Origin of the sequence: Synechococcus sp. N32 (assembly GCF_900473895.1) — a bacterium.
Lineage (GTDB): Bacteria > Cyanobacteriota > Cyanobacteriia > PCC-6307 > Cyanobiaceae > Parasynechococcus.
In genome coordinates this window covers 29,308-45,478 of sequence record NZ_UCND01000003.1, presented here as the reverse complement: position 1 = coordinate 45,478, position 16,171 = coordinate 29,308, and the positions used below count along the sequence as shown (strand labels likewise).

22 protein-coding genes are annotated in these 16,171 nt (G+C 53.2%); 6 read left to right on the top strand and 16 right to left on the bottom strand.

All coding sequences use genetic code 11. The features are described from left to right. Positions 1–156: 156 nt before the first annotated feature. The 4 genes from DXY35_RS00510 to DXY35_RS00495 all read right to left on the bottom strand — a co-directional run bounded on the left by DXY35_RS00510 (position 157) and on the right by DXY35_RS00495 (position 3,811). Positions 157–1,026 carry a phycobilisome rod-core linker polypeptide gene (locus DXY35_RS00510; protein ID WP_115080315.1) on the bottom strand — a complete coding sequence of 290 codons (870 nt, stop codon included), beginning with the start codon at positions 1,024–1,026 and terminating at the stop codon, positions 157–159. A gap of 327 nt (positions 1,027–1,353) precedes the next feature. Continuing rightward, entirely contained in the window at positions 1,354–1,851 is a 498-nt protein-coding gene (gene mpeA, locus DXY35_RS00505) for a class 2 C-phycoerythrin subunit alpha (protein ID WP_006850994.1), read from the bottom strand. A 46-nt stretch (positions 1,852–1,897) separates the two neighbouring features. Beyond that, a complete protein-coding gene (locus DXY35_RS00500; RefSeq protein WP_006850273.1) occupies positions 1,898–2,434 on the bottom strand; it encodes a bleomycin hydrolase in 537 nt (178 codons plus the stop codon). 180 nt (positions 2,435–2,614) lie between these two features. After that, a complete protein-coding gene (locus DXY35_RS00495) occupies positions 2,615–3,811 on the bottom strand; it encodes a HEAT repeat domain-containing protein (RefSeq protein ID WP_115080314.1) in 1,197 nt (398 codons plus the stop codon). Positions 3,812–4,060: 249 nt separating this feature from the next. Here DXY35_RS00495 and DXY35_RS00490 point away from each other — a divergent pair, with 249 nt between their 5' ends. The 3 genes from DXY35_RS00490 to DXY35_RS00480 all read left to right on the top strand — a co-directional run bounded on the left by DXY35_RS00490 (position 4,061) and on the right by DXY35_RS00480 (position 4,960). Further along, positions 4,061–4,381 carry a hypothetical protein gene (locus DXY35_RS00490; RefSeq protein ID WP_115080312.1) on the top strand — a complete coding sequence of 107 codons (321 nt, stop codon included), beginning with the start codon at positions 4,061–4,063 and terminating at the stop codon, positions 4,379–4,381. 2 nt (positions 4,382–4,383) lie between these two features. After that, positions 4,384–4,665, top strand: a complete 282-nt coding sequence (locus tag DXY35_RS00485; RefSeq protein ID WP_170950466.1) for a Nif11-like leader peptide family natural product precursor — start codon at positions 4,384–4,386, stop codon at positions 4,663–4,665. A 61-nt stretch (positions 4,666–4,726) separates the two neighbouring features. Continuing rightward, entirely contained in the window at positions 4,727–4,960 is a 234-nt protein-coding gene (locus DXY35_RS00480) for a Nif11-like leader peptide family natural product precursor (protein WP_115080308.1), read from the top strand. Positions 4,961–4,968: 8 nt separating this feature from the next. On the opposite strand, the gene DXY35_RS13055 is transcribed toward DXY35_RS00480, so the two are convergent. Genes DXY35_RS13055 through DXY35_RS00465 form a run of 3 tightly spaced genes read right to left on the bottom strand, consistent with a single transcriptional unit; the run spans position 4,969 to position 6,442 of the window. After that, entirely contained in the window at positions 4,969–5,274 is a 306-nt protein-coding gene (locus tag DXY35_RS13055; protein ID WP_115080306.1) for a CpeR family transcriptional regulator, read from the bottom strand. 1 nt (position 5,275) lies between these two features. Beyond that, positions 5,276–5,890 (bottom strand): chromophore lyase CpcT/CpeT, encoded by a 615-nt coding sequence (locus DXY35_RS00470; protein WP_115080303.1) that lies wholly within the window; start codon positions 5,888–5,890, stop codon positions 5,276–5,278. 9 nt (positions 5,891–5,899) lie between these two features. After that, entirely contained in the window at positions 5,900–6,442 is a 543-nt protein-coding gene (locus tag DXY35_RS00465) for a phycobiliprotein lyase (protein ID WP_115080302.1), read from the bottom strand. Positions 6,443–6,510: 68 nt separating this feature from the next. On the opposite strand from DXY35_RS00465, the gene DXY35_RS13145 reads away from it, so the two are divergent. Next, positions 6,511–6,636: a hypothetical protein gene (locus DXY35_RS13145; RefSeq protein ID WP_256359504.1), complete on the top strand. Its 126-nt coding sequence runs from the start codon at positions 6,511–6,513 to the stop codon at positions 6,634–6,636. An 85-nt stretch (positions 6,637–6,721) separates the two neighbouring features. Here the strand turns inward: DXY35_RS13145 and DXY35_RS00455 are convergent, their stop codons facing one another. The 8 genes from DXY35_RS00455 to DXY35_RS00420 form a co-directional block, all read right to left on the bottom strand. Beyond that, positions 6,722–7,465: a phycobilisome rod-core linker polypeptide gene (locus DXY35_RS00455; protein ID WP_115080298.1), complete on the bottom strand. Its 744-nt coding sequence runs from the start codon at positions 7,463–7,465 to the stop codon at positions 6,722–6,724. A gap of 75 nt (positions 7,466–7,540) precedes the next feature. After that, positions 7,541–9,187, bottom strand: coding sequence for a phycobilisome rod-core linker polypeptide (locus tag DXY35_RS00450; protein ID WP_115080297.1), 1,647 nt, complete (start codon positions 9,185–9,187; stop codon positions 7,541–7,543). A gap of 55 nt (positions 9,188–9,242) precedes the next feature. After that, on the bottom strand, positions 9,243–10,127 hold the full coding sequence (locus tag DXY35_RS00445; RefSeq protein WP_115080295.1) for a phycobilisome linker polypeptide: 885 nt from the start codon (positions 10,125–10,127) through the stop codon (positions 9,243–9,245). 172 nt (positions 10,128–10,299) lie between these two features. After that, on the bottom strand, positions 10,300–11,019 hold the full coding sequence (locus tag DXY35_RS00440; RefSeq protein WP_115080293.1) for a pentapeptide repeat-containing protein: 720 nt from the start codon (positions 11,017–11,019) through the stop codon (positions 10,300–10,302). Between the two features lies 1 nt (position 11,020). Next, positions 11,021–11,779, bottom strand: coding sequence for a phycobilisome rod-core linker polypeptide (locus tag DXY35_RS00435; protein WP_115080292.1), 759 nt, complete (start codon positions 11,777–11,779; stop codon positions 11,021–11,023). A 71-nt stretch (positions 11,780–11,850) separates the two neighbouring features. Continuing rightward, entirely contained in the window at positions 11,851–12,426 is a 576-nt protein-coding gene (locus tag DXY35_RS00430; RefSeq protein WP_115080290.1) for a phycobilisome polypeptide, read from the bottom strand. Further along, positions 12,423–12,848 carry a hypothetical protein gene (locus DXY35_RS00425; RefSeq protein WP_115080288.1) on the bottom strand — a complete coding sequence of 142 codons (426 nt, stop codon included), beginning with the start codon at positions 12,846–12,848 and terminating at the stop codon, positions 12,423–12,425. The genes DXY35_RS00430 and DXY35_RS00425 overlap by 4 nt, the downstream gene beginning before the upstream one ends. 109 nt (positions 12,849–12,957) lie before the next feature. Beyond that, the gene (locus DXY35_RS00420; protein ID WP_115080287.1) at positions 12,958–13,614 is read right to left on the bottom strand and encodes a TVP38/TMEM64 family protein; all 657 of its coding nucleotides are present in this window, start codon (positions 13,612–13,614) and stop codon (positions 12,958–12,960) included. A 119-nt stretch (positions 13,615–13,733) separates the two neighbouring features. Between DXY35_RS00420 and DXY35_RS00415 the strand changes: the two genes are divergently transcribed. Next, on the top strand, positions 13,734–14,174 hold the full coding sequence (locus DXY35_RS00415) for a hypothetical protein (protein ID WP_244272814.1): 441 nt from the start codon (positions 13,734–13,736) through the stop codon (positions 14,172–14,174). Here the strand turns inward: DXY35_RS00415 and DXY35_RS00410 are convergent, their stop codons facing one another. Next, positions 14,175–14,414: a hypothetical protein gene (locus DXY35_RS00410; RefSeq protein WP_114987387.1), complete on the bottom strand. Its 240-nt coding sequence runs from the start codon at positions 14,412–14,414 to the stop codon at positions 14,175–14,177. A 268-nt stretch (positions 14,415–14,682) separates the two neighbouring features. On the opposite strand from DXY35_RS00410, the gene DXY35_RS00405 reads away from it, so the two are divergent. Further along, positions 14,683–16,062: a hypothetical protein gene (locus DXY35_RS00405; protein ID WP_206749205.1), complete on the top strand. Its 1,380-nt coding sequence runs from the start codon at positions 14,683–14,685 to the stop codon at positions 16,060–16,062. Positions 16,063–16,171 lie beyond the last annotated feature (109 nt).

The window sequence follows — 16,171 nt, the reverse complement described above, 5'->3', positions numbered from 1 at the left end:
GGTGGACGTCCAACTTCGTTGAGTCGCAATCTAAGCGACTGTGATCAGGCACCCACCGGCGGGTGGGGCTTTGAAGTGTCGTCGTAGGATACAAAAATGCCCCCTTCCTGGAAAGGGGGCAAAAGTGATGGCATTTCGGTGCCTAATTCATCTTCATCAATATGGCAATGGCTTAACGCCGAAGGGACGGAAGGGAGCAGCGCCGGTTCTCCTGGGAGGCTGATGTCCGCCGTACTTTTGTTGGGGCAGCGTTGGTGCGCCCTTGAAGATCGGCTTCATCATGCTGATCGCTGCCGCAGCCAGTTGCGTCGTCGTGCGACTCCGACGTCCTTGTGCGTTGTCACTAACGGCAACCTTTGTGCCGGCAAGCTCCCGCATCATGTTGAAGGAGCTGGTCATCATTCCTGCGTAGGAATCGCCTGCTCGCATGTAAGGAACGATGTCTGACCCAAACACCTCGGCATATTCTGCGCAATCTGTGAGGCTGTCGATCAGAGCATCAAATCCCTCCTCTGCTTGAAGTTTGATGCTGTTTTGAACTTCTTCTTGAGTGAGGGGTGCCCGTCCAAGCAGGTGTTTGAAGTTCAGTTCAATCCCACGTTGAGGGGCGACACTATGGAAATAATTTTCCTTGTAGAAAGGAGATTTTGCCAGGCCGTTCACAAAGTCGCGAACTGTAATTTCTCCGTTCATCAAGCGAGCCTCAAGGGATGTGCAACGCTCGTTTTCAGTGGGAGGTAGGTTCCCGTACACCTGCCTGTAGGCGGAAATGATTGTCCGCTCTAGTGCTGCACTGCTGCTTGGGTGATATTCGTCGAAAGTCACCGCAAAGGGACATTCACTATGCAGCCTTGGGCCAATGCCAAGTCCCATCTGGGAACAGGTGTTGCGCTTAAATTCAGCGATGGCTCCAGCAACAGTCCGATGGACGGTGTTTTTGCCAGCTTTGCTGGGTATCGCGTAAGACGCTGGTTTGGTGCGGCTAGCAGCAGCCATTCCAGCCGGGCTGGTTTGTGTACTGAGCATGGGGTTAGTGAGGGGTGGTGGATTGCGGTGACTATTCCCTAATGCTTAAGGCAACAAATTGTTGTTGCTCGTAGGCTTGATAAAGGTTTTTGTGAAATGTGAGCATTAATTTGGCTCATATATTCCACTGAATGTCACCTTGAGTAAGCAATGCGTCTGGAATTGTGGCTAAATCGTTTGTTGATTGGCCACATTTTTCTGGGTTATTCCAGAATTAATTACTCTCGGTTGTCAAGAAGTTGTGTTTTTTGACTTTTAAAACAAAAAGGGGTGGGCTTTTGGCCCACCCCTTGGTTAGATCAAAAAATCACTCAGCTTGACTGTTGATCAGCCGAGGGAGTTGATCACGTAGTCGAGCAGCTGGTTGTAGGCGGTCAGAGCCTGAGCGCTCATGTCGCGAGGGGCGCAACCGCGGGAACGCAGGTGGGAGAAACCAGCCACGTAGGTGCCAGCGTCGATGCTGAGGGCCTTGTAGACCTCTTTCTGACCGTTGATGGCCAGCTCATCCAGAGGGCCGGTGCCGCCGGTGACCAGGCAGTAGTTGATCAGACGCAGGTAGTGAACGAAGTCACGCTTGCACTTCTCTTTGCCTTCGGTGGCGCACTTACGGGGCTGACGGCCGGTGGCACCGTTGGGGTACTGGGCGTAGACAGCATCAACAGCTTCCTGTGCAACTTGGTCGTAGTTGCTGGCCAGCTTTTCAGCAGCTTCCAAACGAGCAGAGGCGCGTTGGATGGAGCCCTGGACGGACTCCATGTCGGAGGCGGTGGGGAAGCGGGATGCGCTGTCGGCTGCGCCGACGACGGTGGTGATAACGGACTTCATGATTAAGAAGAAGGGTGTTCAGGTGTGCAGAAAATAGATACCTGGTTCAGCTGATGGCGCTGATCACCATGTCGAAGTAGCTAGCAGCTTCACCAGACAGGCTGGCGCAATCACCAGAGGTGAGAGCCATCTTCTTGGGCTGGCTGTTGGTGTTGGTGATGAGGGCGCTAGCAGCGGCCTTCATGATTGCAACAGCACGTGCGGCGGATCCGGTGGGAACGCCCAGAGCGGCATAGGTCTCGCGGAGACCGTTCAGGCAGCGGTCCTGCAGCACGGAAGCGTCGCCGGCGAGCAGTGCGTAGGAGACGTAACGCAGAACGATCTCGCCATCACGCAGGCAAGCAGCCATCTTGCGGTTGGTGTACACACCACCGTTGGGGGCGGTCAGGCCGGTGTTCTCGCAGCAGATGCCGGCGACGGCGTCAGACACGATGCAGCTGGCGTTAGAGGTGATGGCGTTCACAGCGTCCAGGCGCTTGTTGCCATCAGCAATGAAGGACTTCAGGGAAGCCAGTTCGCCGCCACCAATGAAGGAGCCGCTGGAATCGGCCGAGACAGCAGCCCGGGAGAATGCGTCGAGCATGGGGTTGTGGAATACGTTGTTTGGGGAGATGCATTCCGCATCACGAATGACACTACCCCTGCTTCCCAGGTCGTCTTCCTGAAGGAGGACGTCAGGACACACAAGTTGACAAAGGCGAAATCAGTAAGGCCGCGTCTTCAACCAATGTCCGACAGTTCACCTTAATTATGGTTCGTCTTTTTATGACAACTGTTTAAGGACGCGTTGGCAGGTCCATTTCAGTGGTAACCAGAAGGCATTGGCTGAAAGCTCCTCCAGGAGCGGCTTTTGGTCCACAAGGCCCAAGCGGAGGCATCCCCATGCAGCAGCGATCCGGGACTTGGTGTACTGAGGGATTGTTTCGGCTAGGGCAAGCCTGATTAGATCGCTTCGTTCTTCCAAACCCTGAAGACTGACGACGGCGGTTAGGTAATAGTGCGTAACGTAATCACTCCATAATTTTTCTTTAATTTCGTTAATTAAAATCATTCTCTCTGCTTTAGGCATGGCCATCAAGCTTGAAGCACCACCGTATTGGCGTGCTTCGTCGCGATGTTGAAGGTTGTTTTCGATCTCTGTAGGCTCAATTTCACAAATCCACTCTTTCCTAAGTTTGAGTTGTTGAGGGTTATCTTGTAAGAGTTGTGTTATTAGCTCAGCATATTCTTCCGGTATCTGGCATTTCTTATCAGGATCGACCAACTGAAATGCACTTCTAGCCCGCAAAGACATCGACACAGGAGCAGTGACAAGAGCTTCCAGCCTTGAAACATCACCTGCATCTCCCAAATCAATCACGGCAGAGCGCCTCCGTCCTGCGATTGGATCAACAAGTTGCGGGATGAGCACATCAAGGCCCTCTGGCTGTTGAGCAACTTTCGACATGTATGCTCTTGCCGCACCAGCCACCAAGGGATTGGAATCATCCCGGAGGGGGCTGATGCTGTTGATGACAGAGTGGACCCCTAAACGACAAAATGCTTGTATGACAGCTCGCTTTTGAATATCTTCGCCCTCAAGGGCTCCCAATAATTTTTCATGATCTGCTTCTGTTAACGGTGCTCCAATTTTTGTTATCGCCTCTACAGAATTAATCACCGCAGCTTCATCGCTACATTTTAAGGCTCGAAACAGAGATGGTAGGGCCTTTGGACTTTTTCGTCTGCCAAGGGCGTCAATCGCCTTGCGTCGCGTGATTCGATTAAAAAGATGCTCTGGATCCAGCTCTGCAGCCTGAATCAGCACATCAAGTGATTCTTCGCTGTTACTCGCTCCAAGCCTTGTGGCTGCCATGTATTTATCAACGGGCCTCTCAAGTGAGTCTGGATCAGCCAAAATCACTGCCATGGCCTGCTCTTCTGTCAAGCCTTCAACCAAGTTGTCGAATCGCTCGGCCATGTTTAAAGCGTCATCAATGAAATTTCTGGATTTTCTGTCAGCGGGTGTTTAGCTGCAGTTTTAGAGCAGCTGACCTGATTCTGTTGAATCTGCAGTGACGTTGAAATTCCATCATCTCTTTGACCATAGCATCCACGTCTGTATATCAGTGATGATTTATGACTGGTTGATTGTCTTTTTTAATTTGCGCTGTCTTTCTATGAATACGTTCTCGGCGTCTGTTATCATAAGAGCAAGGGTTTTTGTCTCATGCCAGTCTCTCCCGAGCTCGAACAAGCTCTTCCTAGGTTTGTTGAAGCTGTCCAAAAGTCAGCAGATGTCCAAGATCAATTGAACCTTGTTGTTGATTTGGAGCAATTAAAGGCAATTGTTAATGATGTTGAGCCCTCATTGACTGGTTCCGCGTTGATCCCATATGAACAGGCGACGAGCCCCCCAAAAATTACCATTGATTCAGGTATTCTAGAAAAAAATATTCCATGGCGTTTATTACGCTGTCCGGGTGGTCCTTTGGTGCTGCAGATGATTTGCGAGAAGGTGAATTTTGCGCTTTGGATAGAAAGCTGCTGAAGATGTCTGCTTCTGTTATCGATGATTTTGTGCAGATGGTTATCTATGATCATTCTGTTGCAACTGGATTAAAGTCTTGCAGCACAGATCAAGATATTGTGGATTTTGCGGCTTCCCGTGATTATGTTTTTTCAATCACAGCTTGGCTTCAGTATGTTGAATCAGATTCAGTTGGTTTATCTGAATCTGAAGCCTTGGCGATCAAGGCCATCGCAAACGATCACTGGTCATGGGCATTCCGTAAGGTCGCGCCTTGGCGAGCCATGTTGATGGATGGTGCCTAGTTTTACGGTCTACTGAAGGAAGTTTCGTTTAGACTTGTTCTATCGATTTCGATGGCCTTTGATGAACGGCTCTGCACTTAGCGCAAATCAAGATCAAGTCTTAGAGGATTTTATTGCTTTAGTCCGACAAAAGCCAGATCTAAAAGCTCAAATTAAAGCTGCCCTTAATCAGGATCAAGTCATTGACATCGCTGCTGCTAATGGTTTTGATATCGATTCCTCCGCTATTTTGAGAAAATGGAGCAAACATACTGATTTTAGTCAAGACACCTGGATGGGCTGGTTTGAGGAATGACTTTCAATTTAAGAATTGATTTCTGAATATCTTGTTGTTTTACTACCTTTTTTCGCCCAATATGTAACAAGATCTTCTCCTCCTGGCCTGGGTACGCTTGCTGTTGCTTGCAGTATTTTGAACGATCGCCTTGGTCCCATCGGCCAGTTTCCAATTGCTTTGACTGTTCTAATTCTTCCCCCAATTGCTTGTATAGAAGTCTCAAACTTATCGAGTTGAGTTTGATCGACTGTTTCAAAGATAAAGTCTGTGCCAACACATATTAGGTGCTGTGAGCGTATCCAGGACTTCATTTGTTTTTTGACGTCTTCCATTCTAGCTCTTCGAATTCAGCCACTCATCATTGATTTCTTCTGAGAAGCTTTGGATTCTTTTGAATCTAAGAAGGCCGTGTTCAGAACCCCAAATCTGTTCGTCCGTTTTTGGATCAAAGCCTCGATCACGACTAATCCAATTTTCTTGGTCTACCTCAACTTCGCTCACAAGATAAGTGAGTTTTCCATCTCGTGGAACCAAACAGTTTTTCCCTGGCTCAACTTTACCGATGTAATGCCCTTTTTCCCTACGATGAAAGTGCATTGCACATCCACAACGTTCTTTTAGGGTTGTGGAATCGATTGCATTCATAATTTTGGGATCCCGCCCAGCTCCCGCTAGCCTTCTGGGGTTTGAGAACCCATAGTTCTCAACCACAAAAGTATCTTTATGCGTAGTTAATCGGTGAATCCCCTGTCGGTAGGGATCCCACGGTGCATAGTCATAACATTGTTCAGAATAAAAACCAGGACCTTCGAAAATATGCCAGGGCAATGGTCGAAAGAAAATATTGATACGAGCAAAATCTTTCGGGTCTTTTTGTGACTGTTCGATGTTGTCGTAGACGCCTGCAAGAGTTTTGGCAAACTCGGCAAGGGCTAAATTCTTGTTCATCTTTAGTGATTATGCATTCATTCGTCTAACTTCTGAGGCAAACGATGTTTGGAGCACGCCTGATCCGGCTGAAGTTCTCAAAACTGATGATCTACAGCGTACATTTTCTGAGACAAACCAAATTTTTTCTTCGGCAATTGACTGCTCGTAGTTTGTTGTGAGCGTGAATGTACCGTCGTTAGAAAAGTTGTATTCCGAGATTGCCGCCTCAGCTTCTGCATACCCAACACTTCTGATCAGCGTTCCCGAAGAAATATCTTTGACCAAAGGAATAATAATGCAAGATCCAGATGACACTTCTGATGGGTCTTCAGGTTCCCAGTCACTTTCTGCGCACCATTCCATTTTGAATGGAGATGAAATAGTTTCTAAATTATGTTTATTGGCTAGGGATGATTCAAGTAACTGTTTGACGGCAGAATCATCTTTGCTGATCGCTTCGATCGTAACTTCGCTCAGAACCTCTTCAAACTGCTGGAAGGCCAAGGAATGACCCGAACGCATTGAGCGCCATTTGCCTGAACTTTGAGCAACAAATTGCTCAATTGTCATGCAGGCTTGTGTTGTTTTCTGAGCTGAGCTCATCCAGCGAAGGAGAGTTGATGTGCATCATGTTAACCATGGAGTCGACCATCATGGACATGGCCATGGGTGTTGATGCAACTGACTGGAGGAATGTGCTGTTCCTGTTTGGGTTTTCGCTGGATGGCGGTCGAAGGATAGGCATCGTTAAAAGGTTTGTTTGACGCGATTTTTAAGCCGAATCGCTGAAACGATCAAATTTGAATTCCTTCCATCATCACTGATGAGCTAGAGGAAATTCCGAGATCTTCAAAAGGAGTTAGCCTTCGCAATAGAAAGGATCTGGCCTCCCTGCGAGAGGATTGATTTTATCGTGGCTGACATCGATGTTTGGGTCACCACCGATTTCTGTACAGCGCGGCGGTTGGCACCCACTTGGCGGCGTGATGTCCAGTTGATGGTCAACGAATTGGCGTTGCCAACACCTCTACGGTCTTGGGCCTCTGGTGAACTATCAGTGCAGAGACTATTCAAGAGTTTTGAATCAGTTTCCGCATTGTCGTATCCCGCAAAACCGGCATCCAAAGCCTTCGCACGTGTGAAGTACAGAGTGCTCCCGCCCACCACGGTCTGGGTGGCACGATTGTATGGAACTTGGTCGATGCCGAAGGCAGAAAGGTATTCATCGCTGTAGGTGTAACTCGCGATTTCTGTTTCATACCCTTCTTCCTGCAAAAGCCGAACATGGCTCATCAATTCAGCTTGGTCACGGGGAGGACGGCCTAAAAGATGTTTGAAGTTCAGTTCAACAAACCTGTAGGGGCTATTGCTTTCTAGAAAAAGCTTTTTATAGGTTTCCGATTGTGCGAGAGCCGTTACCAATCCTTGAACTGTTAGATCCCCATTGATGAACAACGCCTCAATGGAGGGGTTCACATCGAGTTCCATCAGGTGTCGATTACCAAAAACCTGGCGGTAGGCTTGTCGAATCACATCTGCCGCATGTGCTGTGTCGACATTGGCAGCTGAGGAAAGAGTTGTTGGCTCAGTCATGGGAATCTGATTAAAAGGTGATGTGAGAGAGCTGTTCTTTACGAAGCAGCTCTCAGTTGCAGCAATCGAATGCTTTTACATCACCTCAGTGATGGAAACGATCTTGCCTCCGCGTGCATGGATGTATTTCATCTGGCTGCTCATGTCCTTACCGGACACGACGTAGCTGTTTCCTGCTGTGCGTTGACGTGAACGCGCTGCCTGAGAGGCAACAACAATGCGGAAACGCTTCTTGGTGGGATCAGGGGCACCAGACTGTGTACCGGTGCGGTTCGCCCGGCTTGTGGTTTTGCTCCAGCCACTGGGCGCCAGCCCTGTCGCAACCGAACTCACCAAAGCGGAGCTGCCGAGGACCGTATCGCTTGCGGCATATCCTTCTGCCAGGCTCAGTTGACGGTTGAAGTCAACTTGAGAGCGGCCGCTTTCGGTGAGGATTCGAGCGAACGGAACTGTGTCTTCACCAAAGGTGTTCTGGTATTCAGCGCTATCGACATAGCTGGAGATTTCAGCCTCATAGCCACCTTCGGCGAGGATCTTGGTGTGCTCGCTGATTTCGGCCTGGGATTGCGGAGCTCTTCCCAGGAAATGCTTGAAGTTCAGCTCGATGAAGCGATACGGGGCACTCGTTTCGAAGAAACGGCGCTTGTATTCGGCTGACAGGCCAACAGCACGAACGAATTCACGTGTGCTCAGGTAGCCATCGATGAATTTGCTCTCCGCGGACACAACTCGTTCGAACTCCATCAGATGGGGATTGCCCATCACCTGTTTGTAGGTGGAACGAATCAGTGCAGCGAGTTGATCGGGGCCGTCACCTGGGCAACGTTGGTATGTCTCTTGCTCCCGCTGGCCAAGACCGAAGGTGACATACACGTCGCCGCGCATGGGCCCTGAATCTTTGCCTGAGGTGATTCCAGGTGCTTTGCTGCTGAACTGCGTGGCCGTGAAACTTCCAGAGGAGGGACGCAGACCAATGGGCTGACTTGGCAGGCTGATCCTTGGAGCCACTCCATTGGCGAGGCTGCGGGTCAGTGCAGGACTTCCGCCGCGGGCGCTATCACTACCGGCAAAACTCTTTTGAAGAGCGGCCAGCATTGGGAAGGCTGCTGTTGATAGGTCTGCGGGCGAACTCCATGAACGCGCATAGGGCACGACGTCGCTACCGAAGACTTCGAGGTACTCCGCGGAGTCAACGATGCTGTCGACCAAGCCGTCGTGACCGTGTTCTGCCTGCAGGGCGATTTTCGCTGAGATCTCGGCCTGTGTTTCAGGTGCTCGGCCCAACAGGTGCTTGAACGTCAGCTCGACACCCCGTTGTGGAGCAACGCTTCTGAAGAAACGGTCCTTGTAGAAACTGGACTTGGCCAGACCACGTACGAATTCACGCACTGTCAAACGACCGTCCCGAAGCTGAGCTTCCAATTCCGAGCAACGCTCGAAATCCATCACGTGGGCGTTGCCAAATACCTGTCGATATGACGCACTGATCACCGTTTCCAGTGACGCCACATCTTCTGGGCTGTAGCACTCGCTCGTGACGCGATGGGGGCAGTCAGCGTGACTCCGGGGACCAACCCCAATCGCCATCTGATCACACGACTGCTTCAGGAACTCACCAATGGTGAGGGCAGCGGTTTGGGCTACTCCCTTGCGCTGGAAGCGAACGGGATCACTCCACTTGGTGGTTGTGCCGAAGCCAAGAGAAGATTGGGTGCTGGCCATTGTTTTGTGAGGGGAGATGGGGTCGTGTGCGTCGAGCTGAGAGCGGATGAAGCGTTTAGGTCACCGGAGTAATGCTGGCGATTTTGCCGCCTTCGTTATGGATGCGTTTGAACTGCTCTGAGAGCTTGTCGAACGGCACGTAGAAGATGCGGTTGCTTCGGGTGTAGCGGGAAATCCGCCTGACATTGTTGGCTTTGTAAGCCGTGACTTCGACCCGATACGTGATGCCTTGATCGCCTGCGCCAACCCCGAGACGTGTGGGTGCGTCCTGAAGGTTGGTCGAGGGACGGAAACTCCAGCCAGCGGTTTCTTTGGATGAAGGGGGAACCACTGCGATGGCTCGGTTCAGATAAGCCGAACCACCCAGCTTGCTCCTGTTGCCTGCAAGATCACCCTTGAGGCTGCTGCTGCTGTTGCCTCGCAGCAACTGGAAGCTCCAGGTGAATTCCTGCAAGGTGGCACAGCTTTCGGTCTTCCAGCCCCGCTGATAGGGGACCGTCCATTCACCGAAGGTGTTTTGGTATTCCGCGCTGTTCAGGAAGCTGTCGATATCAGCCTCATAACCTTGGCTGTCCAGGCGATCGGCATGCTCACGCATTTCCGCGTAGTCAGCAGGTGCACGACCGAGAAGATGGCGGAAGGCCAGCTCGATGTAGCGGTATCGCGCGCAGTTATCAAAGAAGCGGCTGCGGTATAGGTCGCTTTTGGCAATGCGGCCCACCAGCTCACGGACGCTGATTTCACCGAGCTTGAACTGCGATTCTTCGACGATCTGCCGCTCGCTGTCCATCACGTAAGCATTGCCAAGCACTTGCTTGTACACAGCACGGATGATCTGTTCTTTCCTGGCGTCCTCATCGCCTGGGATCAGCTCGAGAGGGGCTTCACTCTCCTCAGAGAAGCGTTCGACCCCTAGAAGCGAGGCTGGACCGAAAGGCATGAATTCACACGCAGTGGTTGGACTAATAGTCCTTCAGAAGCTCACGCCCGAAGAGCATTCTTTATAAACCTCAATCAATTGTGTCCGACTGTTGCGTCACGCACTGATTCCCCCGCCTTGACGGCGATCTCGGCGGGTTCTGTAGGAAAAGTTTGGATTCAAATGGCTCGCTTTAGGCGTCCTGCCCTTGCCCCTTGATCAGGGACTCAAGGCTCGCCCTTGTTGTGGAGCGGGTCATCGGATTCCAGCAGTCGAGTTCTTGGACGGATCGACTGAGCAGAGCACCAATTTGATCCTCCAGCCCGGTGCAGAGCGAAAAGTCCGCCCCGCGAATCGACGTAACGGTTTCGAGAGCTGCCCCCTCAAGGTTGGCACCGCGAAGATCGGCCATGTCCATCTCGCAGGTTCCGAAGCGGGTTCCCCGGCACATGGCGCCGCGAAACGTGGCTGATCGCAGGTCAGCGCCTGCTAAGGAAACGCCATCGAGCAAAGCTCCACTCAGATCTGAACCACTCAGATAGGCGCCCATCAACACGCTTCCCCTGAGGTCCATCCCGCGCAGATCTGTGCTGTTGAGAAAAGCCCCATTCAGCTTCGCCCCGGGCCCAACGGCACCGCTTGTGTTTAGTGCAAAGCCCTCAGGCGCCAGGGTGGTTTGGTCGTAACGGGCCAGGCGTAGATCAGCGCCTTCGAGTTGGCACTGGCTCAGGTTTGTGCCGCGCAGATCACAGCGACAGAGCTTGGCTTCTCTTAGGTCGAGTTCTCCCAAGTCCTGACCGCTCCAGTCAGCCCCTCGAGCATCGACTGGATTTGTGACTGAGCTTGTTGCTCCGCAGGTTTCGGGTGCCGTCCACTCACGCAGATTTAAAGCCCCAGATTTGGGCATCGACATCTCAGTTGCGCAGCATTGCGACAACGATGGTAAGTAGCACCCGCACGATTTCGAATCCACCGACGGCAAACAGGCCAAGCCAGAGCTTGAGAGCGAAAGCAGGGGGTTCCTCGTTCACCCAAGTGGCAGCAACCTCCAGTCGCTCTGACGGCGCGCCTTGATGGATGGGCGCCCGATCTTGAAGGGCGTCGCGCCAGTCGGTTCCGTAGCGTGGGAATTGTTGGTAGATCGGGATTTCCCCAAGGGGGCGCCCGGGCAGCACGCGCGAGCGCTGCTGTGGCACCAAGTCGTACCCGAAGCAGTTCATGTATTCCGGGCTGTCGAGCAGGGCGTCGACGAAAGTGGTAAAGCCCTTTTCACCGATCACGATCGACCAGGCCCGGCGTTCTGCGTCGCCATGGGTCGGGCGCCCAAGCACGCGTCCCACAACCTGATCCACCATCCGGTAGTTCGAGTTGCACTGGTAGTAGCCCTGCTGGAAGCGTTCCGACAGCAGCAGACCACGGATGAAATCCCGAACAGTGATGTTGCCGCTTCGGAGCTGTGATTCCAGGAATGGTTCGCGATCACTGCGCATCGCGTGGAAGAAGACCTGGCGATAGGCCTGTTCGATCAAGCTGTCCATCTCTGTTCTGGCGATGTCATCGCCTGCTGCAGAGGAGGCATACGTTTGGGGCTTGATGGTGCTGTTGTCGCCTGCGAGATTGCTAACGCGGCCGTTTTGGGTGTTGAGCGGGTACCCAAGAAGCGGGATGGCCATGGGGTGCTCCGTGAGTAGAAATACTTGGGTGTGATCCTCTCTTGATCAAAAGGTTTTGGTTGTGGTGCTTATCAGCTCTTAACTGCAGATTTGTTGAGCTCGGCGTGTAGGTGCTGGAAGCAGTCGCGGATCAACTGCCGGTGGTTCGATCCCGAGACCCCTTCCAGTGCATTCTCTTTGAGCTGACCGAGGGCGATGTTCATCCCCTCGATGGGCACATTCATTCGTATGTACAACTCCCTCAGGGCGGCCATGCCGCTGGGGTTTGTAAAGCAGCTCTGGTTGCAGGCCACCGCGTAAATGATCACGCGTAGAAAGTTCCAGCAGTCGCGCCAGCAGGCATCTGCTCTGTCTTCTGGATGAAGAGCCCCGCCCGGTTGCACCAGATGCGGCTGGGTTTCAAGCAGATGTCCCCGTGCCTGGTTCACTAGTTGGTCCGATCGTTGGATCAGGTTGTCGGCGAGCGATTCATCAATGCCGGAGACCTGGCAGATCGTTGCGAGCTCATCGCTCGTGAGCTGCCGTTGGGCTTGATCAGCACGCTCAACAATGCTGCGCGTGGCCTGCGGCAATTCCTGGTTGATGCTTAATCCTTGAACCTGTGCGGTCTGCACCAGGGTCTTGAAGTCGGTGTTTTGAAGACTCAAGGGTTGACGCTGGCCACCGGTGTGGCGATCAGCCAGCCGTGGCGTTCAAGGTAGAAGGCCCACACCAGGTCATCACCCAATCCAGGGCAACGGGTGATGGCTGCTTCCGTGAGTTCTGTTGGTACCCCCAACTGCGACAACAGCCAGCCGACGGCGTCTGGGCTTGAGGCCGTCGCTGTACGGATGGCAGATCCCACCACCCAGGTCAGGCGGGTGTCCTTGAGATCACCATTGCTTTCTTCGCAAGCCAGCAGAAGGTTGGCCGCCGTGGTGTGTTGATCAAATGTCTCCTGCCAGAGCGCGATGTTTTCATCACGGAGGTTGATCCGAAAACAGCCGTCTCCCACAGGTAGATCAATCTCACCGCTGCTACCGGCCTGGTTCTGCAGAACAGCAATTCTCGGATCTGCCAGTGCGCTCATCGAGAAACGCCGATCAACTCGAATGTAACCAGTGTCTAGTAATTTCCTCGACCCAGTCAGCGGTTCGTGGGAATCGACATGGATCGGCTGTCATCCTCCAGGGCTCCTGTCAGGAGTGGGTGTTGGAGGGCGCCTCTGAGGATTTCCTTTTCAGCACACCGGTGATGGTGGCCAGAGCAAACATGGCCAATAGAGCCAAGCCCAAGGTGAGGCTGGCGCCCTGAGCGGCGCCTGCTCCGACGGCCACGAGGATCGAATCGCTGATCAGCACGCTGATCAGCAGGGCGGGAGCGAATAGACGCCAGTGGGTGCGGCTGATCCCGATGGCATAGCTGAGGAAATCAAACAGCCCGGTCATCAGCAGGCCTGTCATCAGGAAGAAGTTGCCCTCAAGCTGGTTCTTGCTGAAGCCATCGATCCGTTTCATTGCGCTGGCCCCTACCAGACGGCTCACTGGTCCGCGTCCCCAGCGACGGGCAATGAAGAAAGCCGCGCTGCAGAACACCAGGTCCGAAAGGATGATCGTGAGGTAGCCCGCTTTGAAGCCCAGCAGCGAGCCGGCTAGGAGGGAATACACCGAACTGGGCAGCGCCGGCAGGATGATGCTCACCCCCCGCAGCAGGAACAGGCCGAGTGGGGCCCAGATGCCCATGTCATTCACGGCGCTTTGCAGCGGTGCGATGCCATATCGCTGCAGATAAACGACGGCAACAATGAAGACGGCGACCCAGGCACTGACCTTCAGCCCTGTCTTCAGCCTGGACATCTCTTCAACCGCTTGAAAGCCCTGGGGAATGTAGGCCAGTCGTGGCTTTTCCCAGAGCCGTGGACACGAAGCTCAGCATCGATACCATCAGCGAAATTTCTCAACACGAGGCCAGCCCGGTGACCACCACCTCCCCGCGCACCGCGTTCGAGCAACAGCTGTGCACCCATCTGCTCAGTCTCAGTGAGGTGGTGGAAACGCTGGCGGACCGCTTGATGGAGCTGGAGACGCGGTTGGCCGCCGTTGAGGGCCAGCAGCTGGAAGATGCGGAGATCGCTGCGGTCAGTGATGACGCCGGCGAACTGCTCTTGGCCAGTGAAGAAAAGGTGCGGATGCTTCGGGATCGTCTGAGCACAGGCGAGGTCGTGGAGCTTCACGCTGATTCCCAAGCCGAGGAGGCTTCAGCAGAGCACGATCACGATTCTCCAGAAGCTCCTGAAATGGAGATGGGGGGGGAGATGGATGACGACCGAGTCGAGGATGAGGCCTTCAGTGATGAGCCCCTCAGCGATGACACGGAATATGTGGATGATCCCCAGATCGATCTGCTCTCCGCTTGATCAGGCCAGTTCCAGCAACCTGATCCGGAAGGCAGCCACCTGGCGTGCCATGTCTGGGGAACTGATTAGAAAGGGGTGATCAGCCATCGCCTCGAGCACGGCTTCGAGATGCTCCTCCTGGCTGAGTTCAGCCTTGTTGCTGCTTCGCAGTTGCTTCCAGGTGCGGTCAAACACCATGGCGAAACTGTCCGCGTTATCGAAAACACGATCTGTGCCTGCATCTGGTGAGATGAATGACACGGCAGTTTTGGCATCAATGTGATGCCAGGACCCAGATTTGAACTGGGGGCGTTGCGACAATTCGCCCCTTAAAACGCTCAATCTGTATAGCAGCGATACTGAAAATGCCCTTTACAGGCGTTTTTGCTTGCTGCTCCCATACCGCTCCCATACCATTGGGATAATTGCGGTAGGTCCGAACCACTCCTGGAAGGTGTTTCGGTAGGGGAACTCTATGGGACCGTCGCTGCCACAGGAATGGATAGACGGCACCCTTCACACCCTCAACGTGGTGCGCGACCTGGGGGGGAAAGGGAATATCCCCCACACCTCTCTGTCGGTCGTCCGTCAGAAACCCAGCGCGAACAGCAGAAAGACCAAGAACCTCCAGTGGCGCTTCCTGCCGGAGAAAGCAGATGACCCTCGTCCGTTTGCTGGCAAAACCAATCGGGGGCGGGGAAAGCGCATTTATATAGAGGGGACTTGCGGGACCACCGACCCCTGGGAAGCAGCAAAGGTCGCGGTCGCTGCCTCTCAAAAGAAGTGGCAGGACCTTCTCTCACAGTCCCAAGTGCGGGAAGTGGAGAAGCAACACGCTCTGTCGGTCTATTGGGAGCGTTGGTATGCCAAGGCGGAACTGGAACCACGGAGTAACCAAAACCGCTGGTTGAGCGACAAGAGGAACCTTTGGAACGGGACCACAGGCATAGGCGTTCAACCCTGGGCGACGGTCAAAAGCATTCAGGCGATCACGAGCAACGACTTTTTGGAGTTCTTCCGTCTCGTCAGGGAGAACTGTGAAGCAAAGGGCAACTCAGGAGAAGAGACCAGAAGGCAGTACAAGACCCTCATCCGCAACCTCTTCAAAGAGGCGAAGGCAGATTTTCCCGCGCTGTCCTGCCCTGAGTTTCCTGCGATCAAGAAGAGCGTGCGTCAGAAGCGGCACTTCACCCATCAGGAATGGGAGCAACTGGTTCGCGTTATTGCCGAACTGTCTGGTGGTTCTGCTCGTCGGTCTCTGACGGCGGAGGAATATCGGGAACTGCCTTGGACACCGACGAACCGTCAGAACTCTCGGAACTGGGTGGATTTGTATGACGCGCTCCACCTGGAGTGGTTTTACTACCTCCGAAGTGAGGACGCTCCTCGGTTGAGAAGTGAGTGGTTCAGCGATCAACTCACTGATGCGGGAGAACCTCAGGTCATCTGCTTCCTTGAGAAAACGAAGGGCGATAGGGATAAGCACGACACCTATGCCTATCGACCTGATGCCTTGGAGAATGTCCGCCGCATCCTCAAGAGGAAACCAAAGGGATGGTTGAACTTCCCCCACATCAAGAGGACGGAAGGTAGTGAAAACGAGAGCAACGTTGGAGAGACCATCAACTTCCTTCTCAAGAAGGCGTGTGAGAAGGCAGGCATCTCAACCAAGGGGATTGATTGGACCACCTGCCGCCACACTGCCTTTCGCTTGACACTGGAGGACTACCCAGAACTCGGGACCACTCAATACATCAGGGATTTCGCAGGCAACGGTCATACGTCGCCCAAGATGCTGGAGGAGCGCTATTTGCGCTTTATCCAGCGTGAGAAGACAGCAGCAAAGGCACGGGCAGCAATCACTCCAGGGAAGTGGTCAAACATCAAGCGGGTTGGCGATGACTCTTAAATCGCACCGATCAACACCAGTCAAACCCTGCTGCCAAAAATTTTGGGACGAATTTTTTTGAGAAAATGGATTCGTTATTGCTTTTTGATTTGGTTGCCTCTGGAGGTCC